The sequence below is a fragment of the Erythrobacter sp. S43 genome (genome assembly GCF_057364955.1).
The window spans coordinates 1,925,432-1,950,000 of sequence record NZ_CP200285.1 but is presented as its reverse complement, the minus strand read 5'-3'; the positions used below and the strand labels follow the sequence as shown (position 1 = coordinate 1,950,000).

Sequence of the window (24,569 nt, the reverse complement as noted above, 5' to 3'; positions counted from 1 at the left end):
CCCTTCATCGCATTCCCTTCAGAATGGCTCGCGAGGAAGATTCAGTTTCGCAAGCAAGGGCAAGCCAACATGGGCAGCGCACTCGTCGGCGCGTTCACCGCTCTTTTTCTGGCATGGCTAGGATGGGGAGTGTGGGCATTGGTCTATGCGGGCCTATCGATCTTTATCTCACGCGCGATCTTCCTGATGATTGCCGCGAAGCTTTGGATAAAGCCTATCTTCAATCCCAGCGGCGCTTGGGATCTCGTCACCTATGGCGGCACGCTTACTCTTTGCCAGCTCTTCTGGATCATTCAGAGCCAGAGCGATGTCGTGATCGCAGGCCGTTTGCTGCCGACTTATGATCTTGGCCTCTACACTCAGGCGCTGTTTCTCACTCTGATAGTAACGGGGCGCTTTATCCCGCCGATCAACGAGGTTGCGCTCGCGGCGTATTCAGAGCTGAACCGAGAGAAGAAGCCGCTTGGACCTTACTTCCTCAAAACCGCGCGGATGGTGATGATGGTCTCCGCACCGATTTATGTCGGCCTCGCTCTGACCAGCGAGCAAGCGATTCTGGTGCTGATGGGAGAGAAGTGGTCGGGCCTTATTCCGATTGTTGCTGGTCTTGCTCTGGTCATGCCAGCGTTTGCGTTGCACCTGATCTGCTCACCGGTGACCAACGCGATGGGTAAGCCCAATATCTATCTAACCACCTCGATTGCAGGCGCCATCATAATGCCCTTGGCATTCCTGTGGGGTGTCCAAGGCGGATTCTTTACCGGTGACTCGGGCGCGATGGGTCTGGTCCATGCCTGGTGGGTGGCCGCTCCAGCGCTGCTGCTCTTCACGCTGACAATGACCTTGCCGCGAATTGCCGTTTCGCCACTGGCGCTCGCGCGCGAGCTGTTGCCCATTGCCATCGCCTGCACTGCCATGGCCGGTGTTGTCTTGGCGGCCCAACACTTCACGCCGGTTAACTCACCTTTCTTCGAGCTGGTTTGGAACGGGATTTTGGGTGCCACTGTTTACGCCGCAACATTCTGGTTCGCATACCGCCCACTCGTTCTGGAAACCTGGGCGATGCTGAGGCAGCAACAGCAACCCGGCGCCGCGCCTGCATAACGCCCTCGCCCAATCCGATTTGGGCAATACCCCGATGTCTGATACTCTCCGAATGTCGGCGACAGCATCAACTGGCCCGGCGAGGAGAGGATCAGATTATGGCATATTCTTGGGCACTCGCGACACTGCCTCTGGCGCTGATGAATTCCAGCGTAGAGCCTCCAGCCGCGCCCAAGGCGCCTACCTCTCTGGATAGCGTTGCGCCCAACCTTGCCAATCCGGCCACTCAGGTGCTTGGTTTGGAAGTCGAGAAGAACAATCGCCTTACGATCCCTGTGATGATTGACGATACAGGCCCGTTTGATTTCATGATCGACACCGGCAGTCAGGCAACCGCCGTAACCCATGAGATTAACTCGAACCTCTCGCTCACGCCGGTTGGCACCGCGACTTTGATCGGCATGGCCAGCCGACGTCCTGTTGATGTGGTTGAACTCGATAAGCTCACCGTCGGGCAACACGAAGTAACAGGACTCGTCTCACCGCTTCTGCATAGGCGCAATGTTGGCGCAGACGGGATCATTGGCCTTGATAGCCTTCAGGACTTCCGCGTCCTGTTCGATTTCCGCAATGATACGATCGCCGTTCAAGACATCAAATCATCGAACAGCAAGCGCGGTTTTGAGATCATCGTGCGGGCCAAGACAAAGCTTGGCCAGTTGCTCATAACCGACGCAATAGTCGAAGGGGTGCGCGCAACTGTTATCATTGACACCGGGGCGCAAGCGAGCCTTGCCAACAACGCATTGCGTGAACGCATCCGCACCAAACGTGCATCCGAAGTGACAACGACCGATGTGAACGGCGTGTCGCTTACCGGCCACCTTTCCTATGTCCGGTCACTCAATATTGGCGGCATGAAGTTGACCAATGTCCCGCTGGCATTCGCCGATGCGCCCGCGTTCGAAGCGCTGGGCCTTAAAGACAAGCCGGTTCTGTCTTTGGGAATGCAGCACCTCAGGCTGTTTGACCGGGTGGCGATCGACTTTGCTCGCAAGCGCATCTTGTTCGATGTGCCGCGCGATGTGGCCAAGGCGATGCGCGAAGCGCGGCGACTGAATCGCTTCGGCATTCAGTAAGCACGACTCCCCAGCGCTTGCGCGATGGACGAAGCGGTCCCACATGACCGCGGGTAATGAGCGCCGATACAAACATCCAGAGCACCGACCAATCTCCTCCCGAAGCGGAAGGGTGGCACACGCTCAAGCGCTTTCTTCCCTACCTATGGCCCAAAGATAACCCCTCGCTGCGCTTTCGAATTGTCGCGGCGATGACGTTTGTATTGTTGGCCAAGGGTGTGATCCTTGCCCTGCCCTTTGCCTATAAGGGTGCGGCCGACGAAATGGCCGGGCCAGTGGGCGATGGCGCGTCAGTCGCTCTGGCTCTCGTGGCCGCGTACGGCCTTGGCCGCTTCACATCGGTGCTGTTCGACAATTTGCGCAACATGGCATTCGAGCGCGTGGGCCAAGTCGCCACGCTCAACCTTGCTCAGGATGTGTTTCACCGCTTGCACCGGCTTAGCTTGCGCTTCCATCTCTCGCGCCGCACCGGCGAAGTCACCAAGATCATCGAGCGCGGAACAAAAAGCATCGACATGATGCTATACTTCCTGCTCTTCAACATCGCCCCGACCGCCATCGAGCTGATCGCGGTGGGCGTTATCTTCTATCTAAATTTCGGGTGGGAATTGGTCGCTGCGACCGCATTCACAGTGGTCGCCTATATCCTCGTCACCCGCTGGATCACCGAATGGCGCACAAAGCTGCGCCGCGAGATGAACGATTTGGATGGCCAGGCGCTGCACCGCGCGGTGGACTCGCTGCTTAACTTCGAAACTGTGAAGTATTTTGGCGCCGAAAGCCGCGAGGAAGAACGCTATGCAGGCGCAGCGCGTGCCTATGCCGAAGCCGCGATTAAGTCAGAAAACTCGCTCGGCCTGCTCAACATCACTCAGGCGCTCATCACCAATGCGCTGATGGCAGGCGCGATGGCCTACACCGTCTGGGGCTGGAGCAAAGGTGAGTTGACCGTCGGCGATCTGGTGTTCGTGAACACCTATCTGTTGCAGCTGTTCCGTCCGCTTGATCTGCTTGGTTGGGTCTATCGCACAATCCGGCAGGGACTGGTTGATATGGGCGAGATGTTCCGGCTGATGGATACAGATGTCGAGGTGCGGGACACACCGGGCGCGCCGGAACTTCGCATCAACCAACCATCAGTACGGTTCGACAATGTCACATTCGGTTATGAAGACGGGCGCACAATCCTCAATGGACTTAGCTTCGATGTGAACGCGGGCGAGACTGTTGCCATTGTCGGCCCCTCGGGCGCAGGTAAGAGCACTATCGGACGACTGCTGTTCCGTTTCTACGATCCACAATCCGGCAGCGTTGCGATTGACGATCAGAACATCGCTGGCATGCAACAAGAAAGCGTGCGTGCAGCCATTGGCATTGTCCCGCAGGACAGCGTCCTGTTCAACGACACGCTGGCATACAACATCGCATACGGAGCGGAAGGCGCGGACGAGGAAACCGTGGGGCAAGCCGCCCGCGACGCCGCGCTGATGCCCTTGATCGAGCGGCTGCCTGACCGGTTCGAGACCATGGTTGGCGAACGCGGACTCAAGTTGTCGGGAGGCGAGAAACAGCGCGTGGCGATTGCCCGAACGCTCGTGAAAGACCCGCCGATTCTCTTGCTGGACGAAGCAACCAGCGCGCTCGACACCCGAACAGAGCAAGAGATCTTGGGCACGCTCAAACGTCTCTCAAGCGGGCGCACCACGATCGCGATTGCTCACAGGCTTTCGACAATCGCCGATGCGGATCGCATACTTGTTCTGGATGGCGGTGAATTGGCCGAGAGCGGCACGCATGCGGAGCTCTTGGCGAAGAACGGCCTTTATGCCGAGATGTGGGCGCAGCAAGCTGCCGAACGCACTGAGGAAGACGGGGAGGCGGCGAGCTAGCGTCCCGCCTCCCGCTTCACCTACTCCGCTTCGCCAGAGCTCGCTTCTGGCACTGGCTTTCGAAGGCTCGCGGTTGAGAGATCGAGTTCGTCAGCGGGGATCACCTCCACCTCGCCGCGCACTTTCTTCAAATCCTCAACAAATTGCTTGGCATCGCCGACGATCACCAATGTCGCCTTGTCGGGATCAACATAAGTTTGCGCTGCTTCGCCCGCCTCAATCGGACCAATCTCGGCCAGCCTCTCGGCGAAACGGGAGGCTTCCTGAGGTGACAGGCCTTGTTGAAGAAGCGACGAAATTGTCGCGTTGTAGCCAGCGCTGGTTTCCAGACGCCTCGCGAGAGACCCCGTCATGTAGAGCCGCCGCCGAGACAGAAGATCTTCACTCAGCTCTTCGCTGCCCAAACGCTCAAACTCGCTGAGGAAGATTCCGGCAACTTCATCGGCCGTTTCATTCTTGGTCTGTGCGCTTGCCTGCAGAATGGACTCGTCCTTTCGGTCGGCGAATCCGGAGTATGCGCCATAACTCAGCGAACGCTTGGTCCGGATCTCTTCGAACAAACGTCCGCTTGATCCGCCGCCCAGCACGCTGTTGGCGAGCTCGAGCGCAAAATAGTCTTCGCCAGTGCGCGATGGAGCGCGGACGGCCGCTATGACAGAAGCCTGCCCCGCATCCGGCATATCCACCACGATGGTTCGCACGGGTTGGGTATCTCCGGCAGCTTCGTCTGGCACAGCTCCGGCAGGGGTGGCAACAGCCCAATCGCCAAACATGCTTTCGGCAACAGTCTGCGCCTGCTGAGACGTAATCCCACCAGTGGCCACAATCTGCATTCGGCTGGGATGCAGATAGGATTGGCGATGCGCGATCAAGTCTTCGCGAGTGATTTGAGCAAGCGTTTCAGATGTACCTCCGGGCTGTGAGCCGTAGGGCGCGTCACCATACATTGCGACACGAGCGACGTATCGCGACAGTCCGCCGGGCTCTTTCATCTGCACACGCAGGCCCGCCACGGCGCGATCACGCTCACGATCAAACTCTTCTTGCGGATAGTTTGCACCACGGATGATCTCTGCAGCGAGCTTACCCGCTTCCTTAAGGTTCGCGACCGGAGCGCTCAGACTGAAGCTTGTCCCGTCATTGCTGGCACCACCGCCAAAAGATGCTCCCAAGCTTTCGAACTTGGCTGCAATCGCGGCGGCGTCCATGCCTTCAATGCCTTTGTCGGCCAGGCCCGCCGCCATTTGGGCGATGCCTGCCTTTGAACGCGGATCAGTCTTGCTGCCGCCAGGGACAAGCATGGAGATGGTTGCGATCGGAACGTCGCCCGTTTGAACCGAGACCAGACGGATACCATTGGAAAGAGTGCTCTCGACCACCTCTGGTGCAGCAACAACGGGCGAAGGTCCCGGCCCTGGCGGCACCATCCGCTCGCCTTCCGGTTTCACCTGACGGATCTTGCCCACTGCGGGCGGGAGAGTGCGAAACTCGGGCATCTGCACGGGGTTGGCGTAGGTCGATGAGTCGTCTTCACCAGCCGTATATGTGATGGTGACACGCTTCTGCGGATCGAGATACTTGGCCGCGACACGCTGAACATCCGCGGCAGTTACCTGGGTGATCTCACCCAGACGTTTGTCGGCAAAATCGGGATCGCCGCTGGAGACCAAAGCCTCACCCAGCTCAAACGCGCGCCCTCGCGATGTTTCGCGGCGGCGCAATGTGCTGGCGACAATTTCGCTTTTCGCTTCCGCCAGTTCCGCGCCGGTCACTGGCTCGGTCCTAATCCGCTCGATTTCCTCATCAAGGGTTTGGGCTGCCGTTTCCATGCCGTCTGGCCCGCTCAAGATCACATAGGCTGCAATCTGACCGGCTTCGCGGAAGGTGGAGACATTGGCAACGGCATCAACCGCCTGACCGGTTCGGACAAATGCCGCATCAAACCGGCTGCTATCCCCGCGAGAGAGGATGGCCTCCAGCACTTCAAGCGCTGCGGCATCGGGATCGGTGATGGTCGGCCCTTTCCAGACACCGCCAATCACGGGAAGCGGCACATTGGGTGCGGTCGCATTCACCGTGCGCGGGCCAGTGCGTTCCGGCTCACGCTCGCTGATCGTCAGGTCAACCGGATTGGCGCGCGACGGGATATCGTCAAAATACTGGCCAACCAGTTCCTTCAATCGCGGCATTTCGAAGTTGCCTGCCACGATCAGCGTTGCGGTATCAGGCCCGTAATAGGCTTCGTAAAACGCGCGCGCATCGTCGAGGGTGGCACTATCTAGGTCCTCGATGCTGCCGATGCCCGGCCGACGATGCGGCATGATATCGTAAGCAGCTTCGGGCAGAACAAATCGCTGCAATCGACCATAGGGAGGGGCAAGAACGCGCTGGCGGAGTTCCTCTTTGACCACGCCTCGTTCGGTTTCGAACACCTCATCATCGACCACCACCTTCGCCATGCGTTCGCGGTGTGTCCAGAGCATCGTTTCGAGATAGGCGGCGGGGACCTGCTCGTAATAATTCGTTCGATCGATCCAATTCGATGCGTTGCGTGTGCCCCCAATGTCGGCGGTTAGGCCGTAGATCATATTGTACGGCATATTCTCAGTTTTGCGGCTTAGAATATGCTCGAACAAGTGAGCGAAACCACTGCGCCCTTCAGGGTCTAGCTTGGAGCCGATATCGTACCACAACGATGTGGTGACGGTGCTCGTTGTGTCGTCAGGGATCGCAATAACTCGAAGACCATTCTCCAGAGTCCACATCGTGTATTCGATCTTGGGCGCCGTAAGTGCTGCGGCCGCAGGTTCGCTGTTCGCATGGTCGTCTGCCAGAGCCGGTCCAGTAAATGCCAAAGCGATTGCAGCCGACCCTGCAAGCATTGTGTTCTTGATCATGGATAGTCCCCGAGTTTGTTCGTGCTTGCCTTAAAGCCTGTGCGCTTCAGGCGCTCAAGGCTCTAAGCGGGCAGGGACTGCGAAATGCCGAGAATTATCGACGCGCGGCTTCGGAGAGCTTGACCAGGATAGCCATGGCCTCATCGCGGCGGTCCCACGGGACGAACAAGTGGTCATGGTGGAAGCCTGCGATCACATTGCAGGCAATGCATTGGTCAGCCAGCGCGGTAGCAACTGCGGCGGTTAGACCAACGCCTTCCAGATCGGAATGCACTTGCAACGTTATGCCCGCGAAATGCGACCCCGGCTGATCCTCCCGAGAGCGGATGACAAGAGTTGCCCCCTCGTCTTCGCGCACAAAGGCAAACATCCGGCCGAGCAAGTCGATAAAATCATCGTCCGGGCCGTGCGCGACAAACCTGTATGGCCGCTCGTGCAGCTGTGGCTGCATCTCCGCCAGCATATCTGAAAGCGCGCTGACGGGACCGCCTGCCATTACAGGATGTACTTCGAAAGATCGGTGTTGCCCGCCAGGTTGGACAAGCGCTCGCTCACATAGCCGGCGTCAATCGTGATCGTCTCGCATTCGTGCTCTTCGGCCTCGAAGCTGATTTCTTCGAGCAGCTTTTCCATGACGGTCTGCAAGCGCCTTGCACCGATGTTTTCGACATTCTCGTTCACCGTCGCCGCGATCTTGGCAACTTCGGCCACGGCATCTTCGGTGATGTCGAGCTCAACCTTTTCGGTCCCGATCAGCGCCTTGTACTGCTCGACAAGGTTCGCGCGCGTTTCCGAGAGGATGCGGATAAAGTCTTGCTCGGTGAGTGCACGCAGCTCGACGCGGATAGGCAAGCGGCCTTGCAATTCGGGTAGCATGTCGGATGGCTTAGCCACATGGAACGCGCCGCTGGCAATGAACAGCACGTGGTCTGTTTTCATCGGTCCATATTTCGTCGCGACGGTTGTACCCTCAATCAAAGGCAATAGGTCGCGCTGCACGCCTTCACGGCTGACCGATCCGCCGCGCACATCAGAGACGGCGATCTTGTCGATCTCGTCCAGAAACACGATGCCGTTGGTTTCCGCATTCTGGAGCGCGACGCGGTTCACATCTTCATCGTCGAGGCGTTTGTCTGCCTCCTCATCGACAAGCTTGTCCCACGCATCTGGCACACGCATCTTGCGGCGCTTGGTCGGCGTTTTGCCGAATGCCTTGCCCATCATGTCGGACAGATCGATCATGCCGACATTGCCGCCCATATTGCCCATATCAAAGGGCATATTGGGCGCTTCGGTGACGTCGATTTCAACCTCGACTTCGTTCATCGCGTTCTGGACAATACGCTGACGAAAGCTTTCGCGGGTGGCTTCGGAGGCGTTGTCGCCGACCAACGCATTGAGCAGGCGCTCCATTGCCGCTTCGCTCGCAGCTTCGCGCACAGACTCGCGGCGGCGCTCTTTCTCCAGCCGGATCGCCTCTTCGACCAGATCACGCGCAATCTGTTCAACATCGCGGCCGACATATCCAACCTCGGTGAACTTCGTCGCCTCAACCTTTACAAAGGGAGCTTCGGCCAACTTGGCAAGGCGACGGCTGATCTCGGTCTTACCGCAGCCCGTCGGACCGATCATTAGAATATTTTTCGGCGTAACCTCGTCGCGCAGTTCCGGACCAAGGCGTTGCCGGCGCCAACGATTGCGCAGCGCTACGGCCACCGCGCGCTTGGCATCTTTCTGCCCGATAATGTGATCATCCAGTGCGGCGACAATCGCCTTCGGAGTGAGGTTGTCCATCAGACCTACTTTTTAGTTTTCTAGTGTTGCGGACCATTTGGCGAGTGCTGGCGATGGTTCAAGCCCTGACTGAACCCAAACGAGTGTTCAGACGACACTCATCTGGCGCGACGCAGACAAGTCGTTGTTCGATAGTGAAAATCACGGTAACTCTGAAATCACAGTGATTCGAGGCGTTTGTGGGGGCAAGCCAGTGATGAGAAAGTTAGTCATCGCCAGTTGTGTGCTGCTTGGCGCCTGCAATCCGTCTTTTGAGGATACGCTGGTCGGCACATGGGAATGCGAGCCAGCGAAGAAAGACGCGGATGGTGCGATGCAGATGACGCACACGCTTACCTATTCCAAAGACGGCAAAATTGAAGGTGCCATCCGTGTTGTCGAAAAGACGGAAGACACCACCGCAGTTCTGCGTGGCAAGGTCGCCGGGTCGTGGAAGTATGACGGCGCAAGTGTGGTACACACCACCGCTGAAGAGTTTCAGGATCTCAAGGTCAATGACAAGCTGGTGCCTGTCGAAGAAGTAAGCCCGATGGTGCTGGCAGGATTTCGTCCTGAGAACACGTACAATGTCACGATTGATATCGTGGGTGATGACCTGACCTGGTTCGAAGATGCCGAACGGAAAGAAGCCGTCGCACAGTGCAAACGGAAAGCCTGACCGCGCTTACACCGTTTCGAGCGTTACATTCCCATTGGTGAAGACGCAGATATCGGCTGCGACTGCCATCGCCTTTCGCGCGATTGCTTCAGCATCTTCTTCATAATCGGCAAGAGCACGAGCAGCGGCGAGCGCATAATTCCCACCCGAACCAATGGCTGCGATGCCGCCTTCAGGTTCAAGCACGTCGCCATTACCTGTCAGAACGAGCAAAGATTCCTCGTCGGCGACAATCATCAAGGCCTCGAGGTTGCGAAGATATTTGTCAGTGCGCCAGTCTTTGGCCAGCTCAACGGCCGCTCGCATGAGCTGACCGGAATATTGCTCCAGCTTCTTTTCAAGCCGTTCGAACAAGGTAAAGGCGTCTGCTGTTGCGCCTGCAAAGCCTGCTACGACTTTGCCGCCCTCGCCAATGCGCCGGACTTTACGCGCGTTCGGTTTCATCACGGTATTGCCCATGGAAACCTGACCATCACCGGCAATCACAGTCCTATCGCCGCGTTTGACGCCAACAATGGTGGTTCCGTGCCACTGAATCAGTCCGTGGCTGTCGTTCTGTTCACTCATATGGGCAATATGGTCTTTGAACCGCGCCGATCAAGCGATTGGCTTACTGACCGCCCGGGCCAGCGCCTGCGCCCGGCGCGCCAACTTGGCCGATATTGCCAAACAGGTCTTCAAGGAAGCCGCGCTCACGGCCCAGCGTCGGCGTCTTGTCGCCATCCGGCTGGAGGTAAACGACCTGGTCAACACCGGTGCGCTCCACCGAAGCGACATTGCCCTGCTCATCAAATTTCACAGCAAGCACGCCGTGATTGCGGATACGCGGACGTACAAACGGACGTCGTCCCGTGATGCTGGAAACGTAATACCAGGTTTGCTCACCATACTGGCTGGTGAAGGTCGGGCGGCCCAAAGTGCCTTCGACCGACCGACGGTTGTCAATGCCGGGCTGGATCGCATCAAGCAGTACTTGATCCGAGATATAGCCGCGCGATTCGCGAATGGACGAGCAACCGGTCAGGCCGATGCCAATCGCCATAGTGAGAGCCAAAGTCGCGGCCTTGCGCTTGCTAAAGCCCGTATTTTGCTTCGATTGAACCAAAGTTCTCAATTCCCGTCTGTTGCGCAGCGCTCGGCGCGCTCTATATCGCGTGGGTGAGGCTTTAGGCCGGTGCGCCCTACCTTGCAACGCCACTTAGATGTGCAGCTGGGGTGAAACGCTTGAATTCGCGATGAACGGCTCCCAACACTGGCGCGAATACGGGCCAAGGCGGCCTGTTGGAACATCGCCGCCAGCCAACAGTTGGCCAGACAAAACGATTATTCGTCCATGATCGAAAGAAAGACCGCAATTTAATGTCATTCCTCTCCCGCCTTCTTGGAACCGCACCCGACCCAAGGGAAGCCATACGACCTCTATGGCACCGTGTGGTTGAGCTGGCGCGCGAACCATCATTTTATGCCGATTGCGGTGTAGCGGATACAGTTGGGGGGCGGTTCGATCTGATCACCGCGATTCTTTGCACGGTGATGGTGCGCGTTGAGGCATCTGATATGCGAGCAGAGAGCGCGCTACTTGCCGAGCTCTTCGTCGAAGACATGGACGGGCAGCTGCGCGAGTTTGGCGTGAATGACGTTGTGGTCGGCAAGCGTATCGGCAAACTTATGAGTGTGCTGGGCGGCAGACTGGGTGCCTATCGCAGCGCGCTGAATGACAAGGACCGGGCAAAGCTTGTCGATGCGGTCGCACGCAATGTGACCTTCTCCGAAAGCGTGGATGAGACCACAGGCGCCGAAGGGGTGGCAGACAAGCTGTTTGCTCTGTCCGAACGCCTAACTGGCTTCAGCGACGAGGAGATTCTGGAAGCGAGCGGCATCTGGTGAGCGGGACCGAGCTTGCGCGGCCGATAAAGGTCCGCCCCCTCCCGGGCGATCCCGTCCTGATCGAAGCGGATGCCCAAGAGCGTGCCGCTTTGGCCGCACGCTTTGTCTTGCCATCAGTGGACGCTTTGTCAGCCACTATCACGCTCGAAGAATCGGATCAGGCCATCATTGCATCCGGTTCTCTGACGGCAGAGATTGTTCAGTCATGCGCGGTTTCGGGCGAAGACTTCCCTGTCAGCATCGAAGAGGACTTCAACCTTCGATTTGTGCGAGAATCGGCCCTGCGGACCAGAGAAACCGAAGATGGCGAAATCGAAGTCGACCTTTCGACCGAGGACGATGACGAGATCGAGTACTCAGGCGATATGTTTGATTTAGGTGAAGCCATCGCGCAGACCCTCGGCCTTGCGATTGATCCCTATGCCGAAGGGCCCAACGCGGAAAATGCTCGCAAGACTGCCGGCATCAGCGGCGATGATACGCCGAGCGGCCCGCTGGCCGAAGCTTTGGCTACGCTGAAGAAGGACTAAATTCAGCCTGAATCTTCGCGCAACGGATTGAAGAACAGGGCCAGATCTACTGCGACGCCAAGAGGTTTCGAGCGCGGGCCAGTGGACTCGCGCTCGAAGCCCCAGTGGTTAGAATTCTCCCGCAATGCCTGCGCGCACCGAGGTTGAATCGCCGCCCGCATAGGTCACGCCTGCAGTGATCGCGACGTCTCCGTCCAAGCGGTGCATCAATCCGAGTGAGACACCAACTTCGCCGCGATATGTGGCCACGTTGCTGGCATAGCTTGTTTTGCCTGCTTCTGACGGGAAATGCGGATTGGCTTGCGCCGCGATCGCGGCGATCCCTTGCTGGGCGTCTTTATCGATTGTGTTGGCCAAATCGAACACGCCTGCCAGTTGTGTTTCGAGCGCCCCAACGCGGCCGGAAAGTGAGTTGAACTGTGCCTCAGACACCTGCGCCAGCGCATTCATCGACACCCGGACATTGGCCACCGAGGCGGCGGTTGCGACCGCGGTCGTGCCGAGCACTCCGTTGCCGTCGACGGTAACCGCTTCGACGGGACCAACTTGCGCCGCAGTCGACGCCGCGACATCGCCAATCCGTACCGAACTGCCTGAACCGCCAATAGTCACCTGATTGGCCGCCGTTGTTGTTGCGCCTGCGCCAATTGCGGTCGATCCCGTCTGCGCTGCGACAGCTTCAAATCCAACTGCTGTCGATTGCGATCCTGTCGCCTGCGCTGCGTTGCCGACAGAGGTCGCGAACGCCCCTGCTTCCGCCTGACTGCCAACTGCGGTGCCGCGGGTGCCATTGGTCAAAGCATTGGCACCAACTGAAGTGCCGGAGTTGGCCAAGACTCGGGCACTCGACCCGAAAGCCGAACCGTTTTGATTGATGACGCGCGCGTTGGTCCCAGCGGCCAAACCGTTGGCTCCTTGAACATTCGAGTTACGTCCAATCGCCATTCCGTTCGCGGCCGTAGCCGAAGAATCGACACCAAATGCTGTCGCATTTTCAAACTCCGCGCTGGAACCATTACCGATTGCGACAGCGCGAAGTCCCGAGGCATTGGTGTCTGCGCCAAGGGCAATGGCGCTTTCGGCGGTGGCCTGCGCGCCGTCGGAGTCGCCATCACCCCCATCACCTCCAATGGCGATCGCACCCGAGCCCGTGGCGTCGCTGCGATTGCCAAAAGAAATCGCATTGCTAGCTGTTGCTGCAGAAAATGCCCCGAAAGCTAACGCATTGCTTTGGCTTGCCGCGCTGGATCGTCCGATCGCAATCGCATCACCAGCGGAGGCGTTCGCTTGGCGACCGAGGGAAACCGCTCCAATTCCAAGAGCCTGCGCATCGGTGCCAACAGCAATCGCAGCTGTGGCGGTTGCGTCGCTGTTTTGACCAATGGCAAGCGCCTCGCTTGAACTTGCAATCGCAAGACGTCCGAATGAAGTTGCAAATGCGGCTGCCTGTGCACCAGCCCCGATAGCGGTCGCATCTTCGCCGCTCGCAAGCGAGTCTGCACCAACGGCAACCGAGTTGTTGCCTGATGCGATTGCCCCGTCACTTCCGCCGTCCCCGCTGTCTCCGCCAATTGCAACGGAGGCGAGACCGGAAGCAGTCACGTCCTGTCCGATACCGATACTGTCTGTGCCAGACGCTTCAGAAAGACCGCCAATAGCGATTGCATCTCCCGCGGAAGCGACCGCGGATACACCCAGCGCGATAGTGCGCGTACTCTGGGCTTGCGCATTCACGCCGAGCGCGACGCCAAAATTGCCGCTCGCATCGGCAGTTTGACCAAGAGCAACCGAGTTAATGCCGGTGGCGCTTGATGCCTGACCAATGGCGGTGTTGCCTGTACTGTTGGCGACCGCGCCATTACCCAGCGCAACCGTACGGGAACCGGACGCGACTGCATCGCTGCCGATTGCGACCGAGTCGTCGCCCGTCGCCTGGGCACCGAGCGCATCACCGTCGTCATTGTCACCCCCGATGGCAACACTTCCAGCCGTGCTGGATGTAGAGGCATTGCCAATAGCAACAGCGTTTGAGGCGCTTGCACTTGCCTCTGACCCTGCCGCGATTGAGCGCTCACCCGTCGATGACGCCCGGGCACCCAATGCTGTAGCGAACAAGGCATTGGCAAAAGTATCTGCGCCCACAGCCGTAGAGTCGTTGAAGACGGCGCGCGCGCCATCGACGCCAGCATCGGTGCCATCCCCACCAATAGCCACCGATCCGATACCTAGCGCGTCTGAGCTTCGACCAACGGCAAGCGAGCCAACCCCGTTTGCCAGTGAATCTTGGCCCAGCGCAGTCGACTGTGCCGCTGTAGCATCTGCGCCTTGGCCAAGCGCTGTTGATTGGAGTCCAGACGCAGTAGCAAAATGCCCTACACCGGTAGAATCATTTCCGCTCGCTTCTGAAATGCGGCCGATTGAAACGGATCGTTCTCCTGAGGCATCGGAAATGCTGCCAAAGGCACTGGCAAATTGACCTGTCGCCTCGGCACCTATGCCACAAGCGGTCGAAGTGTCATCATTGTCTGAATTCGCGCCGCCATCATTGTCAGTCGCGCCAGCATCAACATTGCCGTCATTGTCGCGATCAAGCAGACAATCATCGGCCCGTGCCCCTTCAAGCGGAGCTGCAAATGAACCGACCAAACCGAAAGTAAGCGCGGTCGAGAAAAGAAGTGCATTTTTCATTGGAATTCCCCTCCATTTTGCAACGAGGGGCGGCCAATCCAATTGACCATTTGGAATCTAAGTCTTCCAAACGGACACTCTCTCATCGCCACCCCCAATGCGAGCGATGTTAGTGCTTAGACCCTAGCAGAGGATCCGGCAGTCAAATTGTAGGAATTGGGCTATGTCGCCGTATGAGGCAGTTTGCCTTCCTACGAGCCTAGAACGGGATGTCGTCGTCGAGGTCGTCGTAGCCGCCGCCCTGACCGCCTCCAGCTCCGCCACCGGAGCCGCCTCCGCCTTGGTTCCAGCCACTGCTGGCACCGCCGCCGCCTTGGCCTCCACCGCCGCCATAGCCACCGCCTTGACGGCCACCGCCACCCATGCCGCCGCCTTCGCCGCGGCCATCGAGCATGGTCAGGGTGCCGTTATAACCGCGCAGGACAACTTCAGTGCTGTATCGGTCCTGACCGTTCTGGTCTTGCCATTTGCGCGTTTGCAGCTGGCCTTCGATAAAGACTTTGCTGCCCTTCTTGAGGTAGTTTTCGGCCACGTTGACAAGGCCTTCGGAGAAGATGGCTACTGTGTGCCATTCGGTGCGTTCCTGACGCTCCCCGGTGTTGCGATCTTTCCAGGTTTCACTGGTCGCAATGCGAAGGTTGCAAACTTTGCCTCCGTTTTGGAAGCTGCGCACTTCTGGATCAGCGCCCAGATTGCCGATCAACATGACCTTGTTAAGCGAACCCGCCATCGAAAATTCCTTCCCCTAAGTCTCAAGCGCAACATGGTGATTGCGATTCTTGAAGAGACAATAGGACACCATCGCCACCGACGCGAGACGCACCTTGGCTTATCCACCTCCGATATGGTGGTTTCTACCTAGAGGGGTAACGCAACCGTCCGAGAAATCGCGACAGGCTTGGCATTTCACGGTCGGAATTGACGAACTTGGCTTTGGCCTTTTCGAACTTCATCACACCGTCAATGCGGCGGTCGAGAAACTCGTAAGTCTTGGTTTTGCCTTCGCTGTCGTCATTGACGAACACTGCGAGTGTCGCGCTGTAAATCCCAGCAAGGATCGTACGTTTGGTGTAGTGATTGTAATCCGTCGCCGTATCACCAGCGAGGCGCCACATCAGGTCTGCGGAGCGCCAGCCGATTTGCAGGCTGCGTGGGGCGTTCTGTGGCATCGCCATAATCGCCATCGCGCGGCGCACAGCCTCATCAACATCGGTTACCGCTTCCAATCGGAATGCCACCAATGCACGGATACGCTCGCGGATCTTAAGCTCGGCGAGCTTTTCTTGCGGCCATTCCGCTTCCATCGCCTGATCGACGTGCTCGATCCACGCGTCGATCATATCCATCGCGCGGCCATTCAGCGGCTTGGCCGGAAATGCTAGCTTCGCCACCTCGGGATCAGCCCCAGCCATCTCTGCTGCCGCCACAAGAGCTGTTTCATTCCACCCGTCAAAGATCGCCGAAGCGGCGATATCAGGGGCGAGCGCAATGCGCAGCTCGTCCAGCGTCATGTCAGCGAAGTCGGTGGCAGCATCGGTCATGTTAGAAAGAAGGCCCGTATTGCTTTGGGGTTCCCGCTGATTTGCGATCTTCGTCCGCTTTTTCAAACTCCCGCAGCAATTGCGAGTTGCTCGTCATCAGCGTTACATAGTCGCGCGCGGAACGACCGGAATTGTCATTCTCGTCCGGGTCAGCCCCTTGTGCGAGCAGGCGGCGAATCATCGGAACACTGCGCTGATGGACGGCCGAAATTAGCGGCGTCTCACCAGTTTGATCGCTGACATTGACCTGAGCTCCGCGCTTCAGCAGCTCTTCGACCACATCAACAAGGTTCAATGTTGTCGCCAGCTGAAGCGGGGTTTGCCCCTTGCGGTTGGAAATGTTTGGATCAGCACCGCGCTGCAAAAGAAATTTGGTCCAAGTGAGGTCACGCCGGGCGACAACGATGTGGAGGCCCGTATCACCGGTGGTGATGTCCCGCGTGTTGACGACCTGTGTACCTGGCTCATTGAGCATCTCGGTCACTGCGTCGCCGTCACGATCATCCACCGCTTTCAGAAACTTGTATCCATCAGACTGGAATTGCGCAGCCGCTGGCGACGTTGCAACCACTCCGCCCAGAGTTGCCAAACTCGCACTGGCAAAAACCAGCGAGAGACCTAATTTGCGCAAAACGCCAGCAGTCACGCTATGATCCTTTTTCATTTCCTGTCACAAATCGAGCAGAGGAACTTATCACTCGAACTCGTCGGGGTGTCCGATGCATGTTCGTTAGTTAGCAGACCATGAACCACCCCGCCAAGCCTTCTCGACACTCAAAACTATTTGGCTTTGCCATCGCGCTTTGCGCGACCTCCCTCGCCCTTGCCGGTTGTTCGGAAACAGCACCTCCCGGGCCATCGCCTGACGGTGTTGATCTTCGTGGATCCCCTTATGGCGGCGAATTCACCCTGACCTCGAACAAAGGCCAGCCTGTCAGCTGGTCCGACTTCGATGGCAAGTATCGCATGGTCTATCTCGGCTTTGCCTACTGCCCCGACATCTGTCCGACGGATGTGCAGAGGTTCTCGCAGGGACTTAAAGAGTTTGAAGAAGCCAATCCCGAACATAAGGGCAAGATCCAGCCGATCTTTATCACGGTCGATCCCGAGCGTGACGACGTGGATGTGGTCGATCAGTTTGTGAGCGCGTTTCACCCACGCCTTGTTGGAATGACGGGCGACCCTGAAGAGATCATCGAAGTGCAAAAGCTGTTCGGTTCGGTCGCCACGAAAGGCGAGCCTGACGACAAAGGCAATTACGACATCTCGCACACGAATTTCACATACCTGTTTAGCCCCGAGGGCGACCCTCTGGGCATTATTCCGACTGATAAAGGCGCCGAAGGTGTAACCAGGGAACTGGATCAATGGGTTCGTTGAGAGAACGCTTTTGGGAACTTCCGCTAGGCACGCTTACCCGCGCCGAATGGGAGGCCCTGTGCGATGGATGCGGCCGTTGCTGTACGCATAAGATCGAGGACGCAGATTCTGGCGAAATCGAGAACACCAATGTCGCCTGCAAACTGCTGAATACCGAAACCGCTCAGTGTAGCGATTATCGCAATCGCAAAGCCTACGTCCCGGATTGCTTGCGCTTAACCTTGGCGATCATGGACGACGTGCCCTGGCTGCCTGAGACATGCGCCTATCGCCGCCGAGCACAGAATGAAGCTCTTCCAGACTGGCATTATTTGCTGAGCGGTGATCGTGAAGCCGTGAAACATGCAGGCGTTTCGGTCGCAGGGCGTGTTGTCAGCGAAGCCGATGCCGGTCCGTTGGAGCACCACATTATCGATTGGGACACAGCGTGATCGATTGGCTGAAGCGTGATGCAGTTGATCCGGAGATCGAGCTCAATGGTGAGTGCATTCAGATTGCCTTACGCCGACATCCCACAGCCAAGCGCCTCACCATGCGGTTGGCTCCCGACGGCAACGCAGTGAACATCACGTTGCCCAAATGGGCCAACGCCAACGAGGCCATCGCATTCGCGCATGCTCGCGCTGAATGGTTAAGCGAGCAACATGCCAAGATACCGCAGCAAAAGGCCCCCGAACCAGGAGGACACATCTCATTTCGGGGTGAGAAGCTCACTCTGATTTGGGATGAAACCGCGCGGCGGATGCCGGTTCTGGATGACGGCCAAATGGTGCTCGGTGGCCCAAAGGAAAGCATGGTTGCGCGCATCCAGCGCTGGCTTGAGCGACAGGCGCTGGCACTATTTGAAGCGGACATGCGCGAATATTGCGCCAACGCCAAGTTGGACCAGGTGCCGGTTGGTCTTTCCCGCGCTCAGAAGCGTTGGGGAAGTTGCTCTGACAAATCGCGCATCCGATTGAATTGGCGATTGGTTCAAGCCCCGGATTTCGTCCGCAGATCGGTGGTCGCGCATGAAGTCACCCACCTCGTCCATTTCGATCACAGCCCTGCATTCCACGCTCTGCTGGACGACATTTACGAAGACGATATCAAACGAGCAGACCAGTGGCTCAAACGGCATGGCCGTTCTCTCTACACCAGCTTTGGATAGTCGGGCCGCGCAAGCATAGGCTGGCGCATAGCCACCTGACACACTATATTAGCGTGCATGCTCAATCTTGAGAAATCCCGTTTTAACCCCAAGCCGGGGCTGATGGACTTCTGGACCGAGTTCAAGAAGCCCAACCCCTATCGCTGGCCGATCCTCGCGATCTCTACCATTCCTTTCGCGATTATCTTCTGGTGGCTGTCAGGCGAAACGGCATATGTGACGCCCGAAAAGCCAAGCATCACTTACATCACGACGCTAGACGAAAACCGGAGCGATGAAGAAATCATCGCTTCAAATGAAGCCAATCAGGAACTCAAAGAGCTCCGTGAAGCGGAAGAAGAACGCATGGCTCAGCGCAAGCGCGACATGTACAAAGCGCTGGGCGCCGCCGCAGGGATGGACGTTGACGCTATTGAAGAGCGCGCGGATGCAGAGCGCGCGCGGGCAAAGGCGGAGCGGGAGGAAGAGCTAGACGAGATTTTCGGCGACGAGGACTCCAGCTCTGCTTCCAATGAAGGCGGAACGCCCTAAGCGCATGCACCAGTTGGCAGATCGCGACTGGATGGCAGCGGCTGCGCGCTTGGCTGCGCGGGCACGTCCTATGTCGCGGCCCAATCCGGGTGTCGGCGCGATATTGATCAAAGACGACACTGTCGCTGCGCGCGGTTGGACGCAGCAAGGCGGGCGGCCACACGCGGAAGCGCATGCGCTGGAAGAAATTGAACCCGGCGGCGCAAAAGGCATGTCACTGGTGGTAACGTTGGAGCCGTGCGCGCACACGTCCGAACGCGGTCCTTCTTGCCTTGACCTGATCATCTCCGCGCGGCCTTCACGCGTGGTCATCGGACAGCAAGACCCCGATCCTCGCACTGGGGGCCGGAGCATCGAAAGGCTCGAACGCGAGGGCATCAATGTCAAGGTGCTGGACGATGAAGCGTCTCGGGCCAGCCTGAACGGCTATCTGACCCAAGCCGCGCGTAGCCGACCTTACACCACTTTGAAACTCGCCATGTCATTGGATGGGTGCATCGCTTTGGCGGATGGCTCCAGCCGCTGGATTACTGGCGAAGAGTCGCGCGCTCACGTTCATGCCCAGCGTGCAAAAAACGACGCCATCCTTGTTGGCGGCGGCACTTGGCGGACCGACAAACCGCGGCTTGATGTCCGACTGATCGGGATCGAAGACCGAAGCCCGCAGCGCATCGTGCTAACGCGCGGCGTGCAACCAGACGGTGCCACTGTGATCAACCGACCTGATCAAGTTCGCCAGCTCGATGGCACGCAATACCTTTACGTTGAAGGCGGGGCAGAAACCGCCGCGAGCTTCCTGCGCGAGGATCTGATCGATGAAATCCACCTCTACCGCGCGCCGATTGTGATCGGTGACGGCCTGCGCGGCCTGGGTGCGTTGGGCATCGACAGTCTTGAAGGCGTGCATGGTCGCTGGCGTATGGGCGAAACATGGCGGCTTGGCAGCGACAGTTTCACTGCCTATTTCAGAACACGATAGTCTCCCGAAAACGCAGGATCACGCATGTTCACCGGTATCGTCACCGCCATTGGCACCATCTCAAGCGTCGAACAGCGCGGCGATCTTCGCGCGCGAATAGCTGCGCCATTGGACCCGGAACGCATTGATATCGGCGCTTCAATCGCATGCTCAGGTGTGTGCCTTACGGTGGTTGATCGCGGCGGCACAGCTGGTGATGCATGGTTCGATGTCGATGTCTCCGCTGAGACGGTTTCCCGAACAGTGAAGGATCAATGGACCCAAGGCCGCAAACTGAACATTGAGCCTTCGCTTCGGGTCGGAGACGAGCTGGGCGGCCACATCGTGACCGGACACGTCGATTCCATCGGAGAAGTCGTAGTGTCAAAGCGCGAGGGCGATTCATGGCGCGTGGTCATCCGCGCGCGGGCCGAAATGGCACCTTTCATTGCGGAGAAAGGCTCGATCACGGTCGACGGCGTGTCATTGACTGTGAACGATGTGCGAGATCGCGCCGACGGCACCTGCGACTTTGCGCTCAACATTATCCCCCACACTGGTGAGGTCACAACTCTCGGCTCTTTGGCTGAAGGCGACCAGATCAATCTCGAGATTGACGTACTCGCGCGTTATCTGAAACGCATGCAAGGCCTCACTTCCGCTGCCTAAGTCGGGTGGTGCAGATGGTGCCGCTTACGTGACTCGAACACGTGACCCCATCATTACGAATGATGTGCTCTACCAACTGAGCTAAAGCGGCATTGTCTCACGCGGGTGAGATGTGGAGGCCCGAGCCGGAATCGAACCGGCGTACACGGATTTGCAATCCGCTGCGTCACCACTCCGCCATCGGGCCGAGCCGCCCGATTTCCGAGCGGAGCGCGTGCCACTAGCGATCTCGCGTGGGCAAAGGCAATCGGACATTGACGAATACGGGTCTGCCCAGTGCATTTCCTTGAGCCTATGGAACCAATCGCCTTACGCAACGTCAGTCTGGACCTATTGCGTTCGACGAGGCACGGGAACTCTCATGACCATTGCAAGCTTGCTTGAACCTATCACCGGGAAGCCCGGACCCGCCCGCCTAGATCATGCCGCCGACTGGATGCAGGGACGTACATTATATGGCGGGGCTTCGGCTCTTGTCGCCTACACCATGACGACACGTGCTTTCACCGATCTGCCCCCACTGCGTGCGGCGCAGGTCGGCTTTGTTGCGCCTGTTGGCGAAGAAATTGAACTCTCAGCGGAGATTATTCGCCAGGGGCGCAATGTGACGCAAATTCGCAGCGAAATTCTGTCTGAAGGAAAAGTAGCTTTGACTGCGTTCTGGCTGTTCGGGACGGGGCGCGAAGCCAATGCCTTGCGCGAAGCCGATGCACCTGAGGCATGGCCGGGTGAGCCCGATGAGAACGCCGTTGCCATGAAGGGCGTTGGCCCTTCTTTCATTCAGAACAATTTTGAAGTGCGCTATGGTCAGGACAAGGATGCTGATCGCGGTGCGATTATTCGCCGTTGGGCGCGCTTGACCGAAGACCACGAGTTGGACCCAGTTGGGAAATTGGTGCTGATGGGAGACGTCAATCCGCCCGGCGCAATGCGCATTATGCAGCGCATGGGACCGATCAGCTCGATCAACTGGTCATTCAATGTGCTCGATCCAGAGACCCAGTCAGGCGGTGGCTGGTATCTGGCCGAAAATGCCAGTCAGCACGCCGATGCCGGATACTCTTCTGAACGGCTGCGGATGTGGGACCGCGAAGGCAAACAAGTGATCGACGGGATCCAGAACGTCGCGATCTTCGGTTAAGCCTCAAACATCCTCGAAGTTCGGCGCGCGTTTCTGCATGCCGGCCATCACGGCTTCGACTTGGTTCTTGGTGCGCATGATAGCATGTTGTTCGATGCTTTCCTCAAGAAGGATTGCATCGGTATCGCGTTCGATCATACCCGCCGATAGACGCTTTGCCGCTCGGATCGCGTGCGGGTTGCGATTGGCGATTTCAGTTGCAATCGCCGTGGCACGGGCAAGCGGTTCCTCGTCCAGATATGTTGCAAGGCCCAGCGCCTGCGCCTCCGCACCGCTGAACTCACGGTTCGTGTAAACAAGCTCGCGCAGAATATCGTCGCGCACCAATCCGCGCCAAAGGGCATAGCCGCCCATGTCCGGGACTAGGCCCCACTTCATCTCCATGATCGCCATGCGGGTATCGGGATGTGCAATGCGAATATCCGCTCCGCTTGCAATCTGAAGTCCGCCACCGAAACAAACCCCGTGCAAAGCGGCGATCACAGGAACAGGCAGTTTGCGCCAGGTCATCGCGACCTGCTGAAACTTGTTCGAATTGCCATAAGTCCGTTCGGTCAGTTCTGGCTCATCCGAGCTTGGCGTGCGGGTGAAACTTGCTGTGTCCAGTCCCGCGCAAAACGCGCGCCCCTCACCTGAAAGCACGACTGCGCGAACCCCATCCATCTTATGGAGCGCGCTGCCCGCTTCGATGATGCGTTCAAACATCTCCGGGTCGAGCGCGTTCATCTTGTCGCCACGGGTCAACCGGACCTGTGCGACGCCGTCGTCACCTAGGCTGATGGATACGCGGTCGTTGGCGGTCAGAGTAGCGGACATGTTTCAGGCCTCTTTATTCGAATATCTTGATTGCGATTTGAAACCGGAAACTGGCGAATGGAACAAGCCAAGTCCAGTGCGAAGTGTGCACTCAACCCTCAGTCGGTTCGCTGATTTGAAATGTGGTGGGCCTAGGAGACGTATCGAGGAGGTAGCCCCCATCGGGGTGCGTGACGAGGATACCTGCGAGGCCGAACACAGCCAGTTTGGCCCGCACACGCGCTACATGTACGGCAACACTGTTCGTCTCTGGTTCGAACGTGATTCGCCACACATCGGCCAGCAGTTGCTTCCGCGTCAGCCTTTTCCCAGGCTCCTCCGCAAGGCGCCAAAGCAACTCGAATTCGCGCGGATGCAGCGCCAACCACTTGTCATCAACCCGCCCATCACGGTGAAAGAGATCTAGAGTGATGTCTCCTGCATCCCGAAACCGGGGGATCAGCGTGTCGCTGGAAGGAAAATCATCTTGTGCGGGCGATGAGCTCAAAGATCACCCCCTGCCCGCATCGAATAGAGGCTTTCCTGAGTGAAAATCAGATGATCGATCAGCTCGATGTCCAGCGCCTGGGCTATGGAGGCCAGTCGACGCGTTTCAGAGATATCGATATCGCTGGGCCGGCAAATGCCGGACGGATGATTATGCGCTACTATGATGGCCGATGCATTGATCGCCAAGGCAGACCGGAACAGCTCGCGTATCCTAACAGTAAGTGCGCCGATTGCTCCACGACCCATGGGAGAAGCGCCAATATATCGGCGCTGATCATCCAGAAAGACCACGTGAAACCGTTCCTTGGCAAAAGGTTGTGCGATTACAACTGACCGGAGATAGCCGACCATAGTCGCCAGCTGCGCCTCGCTTGTGTCCGATACAGGCACGGATGAGCGAACAGGAGCCAGTATCATAACTCTAACCGCGAAGCTCGAAGTTCAAAGGCGGTCACCTCGATCAATTGAAATCACTCAACTGCGCTGAGGGCATAACTTTGCCATGGGGGCGAGATATCCGCCATTGACGATAACTCCCGTACTCCTTGGTACGGAGATAATGGCGAGTGAAACCAATGATCATAAAAATCAGCTGCAACCAGCCGGGGGCAACGACAAGGAACACGAACCCGATTGGTGAAATAGAGTCGACCAGGCCACGAGCCACATGAGCACCGATTGCCAACAATTGAACGCCAGCGATCCACAACGTGTAGTTGCGATTCGCATAGAGGGCGAGCAAGATCCAAAGTACGCCAGCTGCCACGTCCTTTGACACCAGGAAGGGGTCTACCCCAGTCACAAGGACTTCGATCCCCAGTAGATCTCGATAAATCAGCCCCGGTATCTCAAAGCATATCCACCAAGTGGCAATTGCTGCACGCTCAGGCCAGGCCCCAAAAAGAAACGCCGCAAGCAGCAAGGATATCACAAGTATATCCTGAACCAGGCTGCGAATTTCCCAGGCGTGCAGCAAATCGGTCATCATTTAGACAGCCGCTTTTGCGCTCTCCGGCGAACCTTCCTTATGGTGCGGGTTGTGCAGAGCTTCAGGAGAGATGCTGGTAGGAATATCTTCATTACCCATCTTCTCGGTAGCAATCTTGCTAAGGTCGTCATGCACACGCAGCAGATTGGTCGACATCGCCATAGCCTGATTTTCCGCTTGGGAAAGGCGCATTAGAGCGCGCTGTCCGGCGGACACTTCAACACTAGGGTTTTGGCGGGCAGCCAACATCGCCTGTTTCAGGCGCGCAAACGCAATCATCGATTCATCTGCGAGCGCTTCGGCTTCGCGGATCAGCTTTTTCAAATTCTGAGCATCGTTCATCATGCGATCGGTCATCGAAGTTTCTCCGTGCCTCTCCG

General features: G+C 57.8%; 27 protein-coding genes and 2 tRNA genes (1 of these 29 cut by a window edge). 13 read left to right on the top strand and 16 right to left on the bottom strand.

All coding sequences use genetic code 11. The annotated features are described in order from the left end of the window. From AC0V6K_RS09575 to AC0V6K_RS09565, 3 genes are all read left to right on the top strand, one after another. On the top strand, positions 1-1,104 hold the 3' portion of the coding sequence (locus tag AC0V6K_RS09575) for a lipopolysaccharide biosynthesis protein (protein ID WP_472621660.1). 390 nt of this gene lie to the left of the window's left edge; the window shows 1,104 of its 1,494 coding nt (coding positions 391-1,494); its start codon lies beyond the left edge, outside the window; it ends in the stop codon at positions 1,102-1,104. Between the two features lie 98 nt (positions 1,105-1,202). Beyond that, positions 1,203-2,183 carry an aspartyl protease family protein gene (locus tag AC0V6K_RS09570; protein ID WP_472621658.1) on the top strand — a complete coding sequence of 327 codons (981 nt, stop codon included), beginning with the start codon at positions 1,203-1,205 and terminating at the stop codon, positions 2,181-2,183. 56 nt (positions 2,184-2,239) lie between these two features. Continuing rightward, positions 2,240-4,072: an ABCB family ABC transporter ATP-binding protein/permease gene (locus AC0V6K_RS09565; protein ID WP_472621656.1), complete on the top strand. Its 1,833-nt coding sequence runs from the start codon at positions 2,240-2,242 to the stop codon at positions 4,070-4,072. A 20-nt stretch (positions 4,073-4,092) separates the two neighbouring features. On the opposite strand, the gene AC0V6K_RS09560 is transcribed toward AC0V6K_RS09565, so the two are convergent. From AC0V6K_RS09560 to hslU, 3 genes are all read right to left on the bottom strand, one after another. Then, complete coding sequence (locus tag AC0V6K_RS09560) at positions 4,093-6,969, bottom strand: M16 family metallopeptidase (protein ID WP_472621654.1); 2,877 nt, start codon at positions 6,967-6,969, stop codon at positions 4,093-4,095. 94 nt (positions 6,970-7,063) lie between these two features. Next, positions 7,064-7,465, bottom strand: a complete 402-nt coding sequence (locus AC0V6K_RS09555; RefSeq protein ID WP_472621652.1) for an ACT domain-containing protein — start codon at positions 7,463-7,465, stop codon at positions 7,064-7,066. Continuing rightward, entirely contained in the window at positions 7,465-8,766 is a 1,302-nt protein-coding gene (gene hslU / locus AC0V6K_RS09550) for an ATP-dependent protease ATPase subunit HslU (protein ID WP_472626098.1), read from the bottom strand. Before hslU ends, AC0V6K_RS09555 begins: the two co-directional genes overlap by 1 nt. A gap of 193 nt (positions 8,767-8,959) precedes the next feature. Between hslU and AC0V6K_RS09545 the strand changes: the two genes are divergently transcribed. After that, a complete protein-coding gene (locus AC0V6K_RS09545) occupies positions 8,960-9,421 on the top strand; it encodes a hypothetical protein (RefSeq protein WP_472621650.1) in 462 nt (153 codons plus the stop codon). Positions 9,422-9,427: 6 nt separating this feature from the next. Here AC0V6K_RS09545 and hslV read toward each other — a convergent pair whose 3' ends face one another. Further along, the gene (gene hslV / locus AC0V6K_RS09540; RefSeq protein WP_472621648.1) at positions 9,428-9,988 is read right to left on the bottom strand and encodes an ATP-dependent protease subunit HslV; all 561 of its coding nucleotides are present in this window, start codon (positions 9,986-9,988) and stop codon (positions 9,428-9,430) included. A gap of 43 nt (positions 9,989-10,031) precedes the next feature. Continuing rightward, complete coding sequence (locus tag AC0V6K_RS09535; RefSeq protein ID WP_472621646.1) at positions 10,032-10,463, bottom strand: outer membrane protein assembly factor BamE; 432 nt, start codon at positions 10,461-10,463, stop codon at positions 10,032-10,034. A 317-nt stretch (positions 10,464-10,780) separates the two neighbouring features. Here AC0V6K_RS09535 and AC0V6K_RS09530 point away from each other — a divergent pair, with 317 nt between their 5' ends. Continuing rightward, positions 10,781-11,308 carry a ubiquinol-cytochrome C chaperone family protein gene (locus tag AC0V6K_RS09530; protein ID WP_472621644.1) on the top strand — a complete coding sequence of 176 codons (528 nt, stop codon included), beginning with the start codon at positions 10,781-10,783 and terminating at the stop codon, positions 11,306-11,308. Further along, a complete protein-coding gene (locus AC0V6K_RS09525; protein ID WP_472621642.1) occupies positions 11,305-11,838 on the top strand; it encodes a YceD family protein in 534 nt (177 codons plus the stop codon). Before AC0V6K_RS09530 ends, AC0V6K_RS09525 begins: the two co-directional genes overlap by 4 nt. Before the next feature lie 108 nt (positions 11,839-11,946). On the opposite strand, the gene AC0V6K_RS09520 is transcribed toward AC0V6K_RS09525, so the two are convergent. The 4 genes from AC0V6K_RS09520 to AC0V6K_RS09505 form a co-directional block, all read right to left on the bottom strand. Further along, positions 11,947-14,526, bottom strand: coding sequence for a YadA-like family protein (locus tag AC0V6K_RS09520; RefSeq protein ID WP_472621640.1), 2,580 nt, complete (start codon positions 14,524-14,526; stop codon positions 11,947-11,949). A 199-nt stretch (positions 14,527-14,725) separates the two neighbouring features. Further along, entirely contained in the window at positions 14,726-15,256 is a 531-nt protein-coding gene (ssb, locus tag AC0V6K_RS09515; protein WP_472621638.1) for a single-stranded DNA-binding protein, read from the bottom strand. Between the two features lie 124 nt (positions 15,257-15,380). Next, entirely contained in the window at positions 15,381-16,067 is a 687-nt protein-coding gene (locus AC0V6K_RS09510; protein WP_472621636.1) for a COQ9 family protein, read from the bottom strand. A 1-nt stretch (position 16,068) separates the two neighbouring features. Beyond that, entirely contained in the window at positions 16,069-16,713 is a 645-nt protein-coding gene (locus tag AC0V6K_RS09505; protein WP_486172618.1) for an ankyrin repeat domain-containing protein, read from the bottom strand. A gap of 98 nt (positions 16,714-16,811) precedes the next feature. Here AC0V6K_RS09505 and AC0V6K_RS09500 point away from each other — a divergent pair, with 98 nt between their 5' ends. The 6 genes from AC0V6K_RS09500 to AC0V6K_RS09475 are packed head-to-tail and all read left to right on the top strand — an operon-like array spanning position 16,812 to position 20,755. Further along, positions 16,812-17,447 carry an SCO family protein gene (locus AC0V6K_RS09500; RefSeq protein ID WP_472621632.1) on the top strand — a complete coding sequence of 212 codons (636 nt, stop codon included), beginning with the start codon at positions 16,812-16,814 and terminating at the stop codon, positions 17,445-17,447. Then, on the top strand, positions 17,435-17,878 hold the full coding sequence (locus tag AC0V6K_RS09495) for a YcgN family cysteine cluster protein (RefSeq protein WP_472621630.1): 444 nt from the start codon (positions 17,435-17,437) through the stop codon (positions 17,876-17,878). Before AC0V6K_RS09500 ends, AC0V6K_RS09495 begins: the two co-directional genes overlap by 13 nt. Beyond that, positions 17,875-18,597 carry a M48 family metallopeptidase gene (locus tag AC0V6K_RS09490; RefSeq protein WP_472621628.1) on the top strand — a complete coding sequence of 241 codons (723 nt, stop codon included), beginning with the start codon at positions 17,875-17,877 and terminating at the stop codon, positions 18,595-18,597. Before AC0V6K_RS09495 ends, AC0V6K_RS09490 begins: the two co-directional genes overlap by 4 nt. Before the next feature lie 57 nt (positions 18,598-18,654). Next, positions 18,655-19,128: a hypothetical protein gene (locus tag AC0V6K_RS09485; RefSeq protein WP_472621626.1), complete on the top strand. Its 474-nt coding sequence runs from the start codon at positions 18,655-18,657 to the stop codon at positions 19,126-19,128. Between the two features lie 4 nt (positions 19,129-19,132). After that, entirely contained in the window at positions 19,133-20,107 is a 975-nt protein-coding gene (ribD, locus tag AC0V6K_RS09480; RefSeq protein ID WP_472621624.1) for a bifunctional diaminohydroxyphosphoribosylaminopyrimidine deaminase/5-amino-6-(5-phosphoribosylamino)uracil reductase RibD, read from the top strand. A gap of 24 nt (positions 20,108-20,131) precedes the next feature. After that, a complete protein-coding gene (locus tag AC0V6K_RS09475; RefSeq protein ID WP_472621622.1) occupies positions 20,132-20,755 on the top strand; it encodes a riboflavin synthase in 624 nt (207 codons plus the stop codon). A gap of 15 nt (positions 20,756-20,770) precedes the next feature. Here AC0V6K_RS09475 and AC0V6K_RS09470 read toward each other — a convergent pair. Both AC0V6K_RS09470 and AC0V6K_RS09465 read right to left on the bottom strand, forming a co-directional pair. Next, positions 20,771-20,846 (bottom strand) — tRNA-Thr (locus AC0V6K_RS09470). 22 nt (positions 20,847-20,868) lie between these two features. Beyond that, positions 20,869-20,942: transfer RNA gene (locus tag AC0V6K_RS09465), tRNA-Cys, on the bottom strand. Between the two features lie 174 nt (positions 20,943-21,116). Between AC0V6K_RS09465 and AC0V6K_RS09460 the strand changes: the two genes are divergently transcribed. Further along, positions 21,117-21,896, top strand: coding sequence for an acyl-CoA thioesterase (locus AC0V6K_RS09460; RefSeq protein WP_472621620.1), 780 nt, complete (start codon positions 21,117-21,119; stop codon positions 21,894-21,896). 3 nt (positions 21,897-21,899) lie between these two features. Here the strand turns inward: AC0V6K_RS09460 and AC0V6K_RS09455 are convergent, their stop codons facing one another. From AC0V6K_RS09455 to AC0V6K_RS09435, 5 genes are all read right to left on the bottom strand, one after another. Beyond that, positions 21,900-22,712 carry a crotonase/enoyl-CoA hydratase family protein gene (locus tag AC0V6K_RS09455; RefSeq protein WP_472621618.1) on the bottom strand — a complete coding sequence of 271 codons (813 nt, stop codon included), beginning with the start codon at positions 22,710-22,712 and terminating at the stop codon, positions 21,900-21,902. Positions 22,713-22,803: 91 nt separating this feature from the next. After that, the gene (locus AC0V6K_RS09450) at positions 22,804-23,199 is read right to left on the bottom strand and encodes a winged helix-turn-helix domain-containing protein (RefSeq protein ID WP_472621616.1); all 396 of its coding nucleotides are present in this window, start codon (positions 23,197-23,199) and stop codon (positions 22,804-22,806) included. Next, complete coding sequence (locus tag AC0V6K_RS09445) at positions 23,196-23,618, bottom strand: JAB domain-containing protein (protein WP_486172617.1); 423 nt, start codon at positions 23,616-23,618, stop codon at positions 23,196-23,198. The genes AC0V6K_RS09450 and AC0V6K_RS09445 overlap by 4 nt, the downstream gene beginning before the upstream one ends. Positions 23,619-23,661: 43 nt before the next feature. After that, positions 23,662-24,189 (bottom strand): hypothetical protein, encoded by a 528-nt coding sequence (locus AC0V6K_RS09440; protein WP_472621612.1) that lies wholly within the window; start codon positions 24,187-24,189, stop codon positions 23,662-23,664. Continuing rightward, a complete protein-coding gene (locus AC0V6K_RS09435; RefSeq protein WP_472621610.1) occupies positions 24,190-24,546 on the bottom strand; it encodes a hypothetical protein in 357 nt (118 codons plus the stop codon). It abuts the gene before it with no gap. Positions 24,547-24,569: the final 23 nt, after the last annotated feature.

Excerpts from the sequence above, each read along its gene's own strand:
- ssb (WP_472621638.1), bottom strand. The coding sequence starts at position 15,256 with ATGGCGGGTTCGCTTAACAAGGTCATGTTGATCGGCAATCTGGGCGCT.
- AC0V6K_RS09530 (WP_472621644.1), top strand. The coding sequence starts at position 10,781 with ATGTCATTCCTCTCCCGCCTTCTTGGAACCGCACCCGACCCAAGGGAA.
- hslV (WP_472621648.1), bottom strand. The coding sequence starts at position 9,988 with ATGAGTGAACAGAACGACAGCCACGGACTGATTCAGTGGCACGGAACC.
- AC0V6K_RS09555 (WP_472621652.1), bottom strand. The coding sequence starts at position 7,465 with ATGGCAGGCGGTCCCGTCAGCGCGCTTTCAGATATGCTGGCGGAGATG.
- ribD (WP_472621624.1), top strand. The coding sequence starts at position 19,133 with ATGCACCAGTTGGCAGATCGCGACTGGATGGCAGCGGCTGCGCGCTTG.
- AC0V6K_RS09520 (WP_472621640.1), bottom strand. The coding sequence starts at position 14,526 with ATGAAAAATGCACTTCTTTTCTCGACCGCGCTTACTTTCGGTTTGGTC.
- AC0V6K_RS09570 (WP_472621658.1), top strand. The coding sequence starts at position 1,203 with ATGGCATATTCTTGGGCACTCGCGACACTGCCTCTGGCGCTGATGAAT.
- AC0V6K_RS09535 (WP_472621646.1), bottom strand. The coding sequence starts at position 10,463 with ATGGCGATTGGCATCGGCCTGACCGGTTGCTCGTCCATTCGCGAATCG.
- AC0V6K_RS09440 (WP_472621612.1), bottom strand. The coding sequence starts at position 24,189 with ATGATGACCGATTTGCTGCACGCCTGGGAAATTCGCAGCCTGGTTCAG.
- AC0V6K_RS09560 (WP_472621654.1), bottom strand. The coding sequence starts at position 6,969 with ATGATCAAGAACACAATGCTTGCAGGGTCGGCTGCAATCGCTTTGGCA.
- AC0V6K_RS09510 (WP_472621636.1), bottom strand. The coding sequence starts at position 16,067 with ATGACCGATGCTGCCACCGACTTCGCTGACATGACGCTGGACGAGCTG.
- AC0V6K_RS09545 (WP_472621650.1), top strand. The coding sequence starts at position 8,960 with ATGAGAAAGTTAGTCATCGCCAGTTGTGTGCTGCTTGGCGCCTGCAAT.
- AC0V6K_RS09565 (WP_472621656.1), top strand. The coding sequence starts at position 2,240 with ATGAGCGCCGATACAAACATCCAGAGCACCGACCAATCTCCTCCCGAA.
- AC0V6K_RS09460 (WP_472621620.1), top strand. The coding sequence starts at position 21,117 with ATGACCATTGCAAGCTTGCTTGAACCTATCACCGGGAAGCCCGGACCC.
- AC0V6K_RS09435 (WP_472621610.1), bottom strand. The coding sequence starts at position 24,546 with ATGACCGATCGCATGATGAACGATGCTCAGAATTTGAAAAAGCTGATC.
- AC0V6K_RS09455 (WP_472621618.1), bottom strand. The coding sequence starts at position 22,712 with ATGTCCGCTACTCTGACCGCCAACGACCGCGTATCCATCAGCCTAGGT.
- AC0V6K_RS09475 (WP_472621622.1), top strand. The coding sequence starts at position 20,132 with ATGTTCACCGGTATCGTCACCGCCATTGGCACCATCTCAAGCGTCGAA.
- AC0V6K_RS09500 (WP_472621632.1), top strand. The coding sequence starts at position 16,812 with ATGAACCACCCCGCCAAGCCTTCTCGACACTCAAAACTATTTGGCTTT.
- AC0V6K_RS09485 (WP_472621626.1), top strand. The coding sequence starts at position 18,655 with ATGCTCAATCTTGAGAAATCCCGTTTTAACCCCAAGCCGGGGCTGATG.
- AC0V6K_RS09495 (WP_472621630.1), top strand. The coding sequence starts at position 17,435 with ATGGGTTCGTTGAGAGAACGCTTTTGGGAACTTCCGCTAGGCACGCTT.
- AC0V6K_RS09445 (WP_486172617.1), bottom strand. The coding sequence starts at position 23,618 with ATGATACTGGCTCCTGTTCGCTCATCCGTGCCTGTATCGGACACAAGC.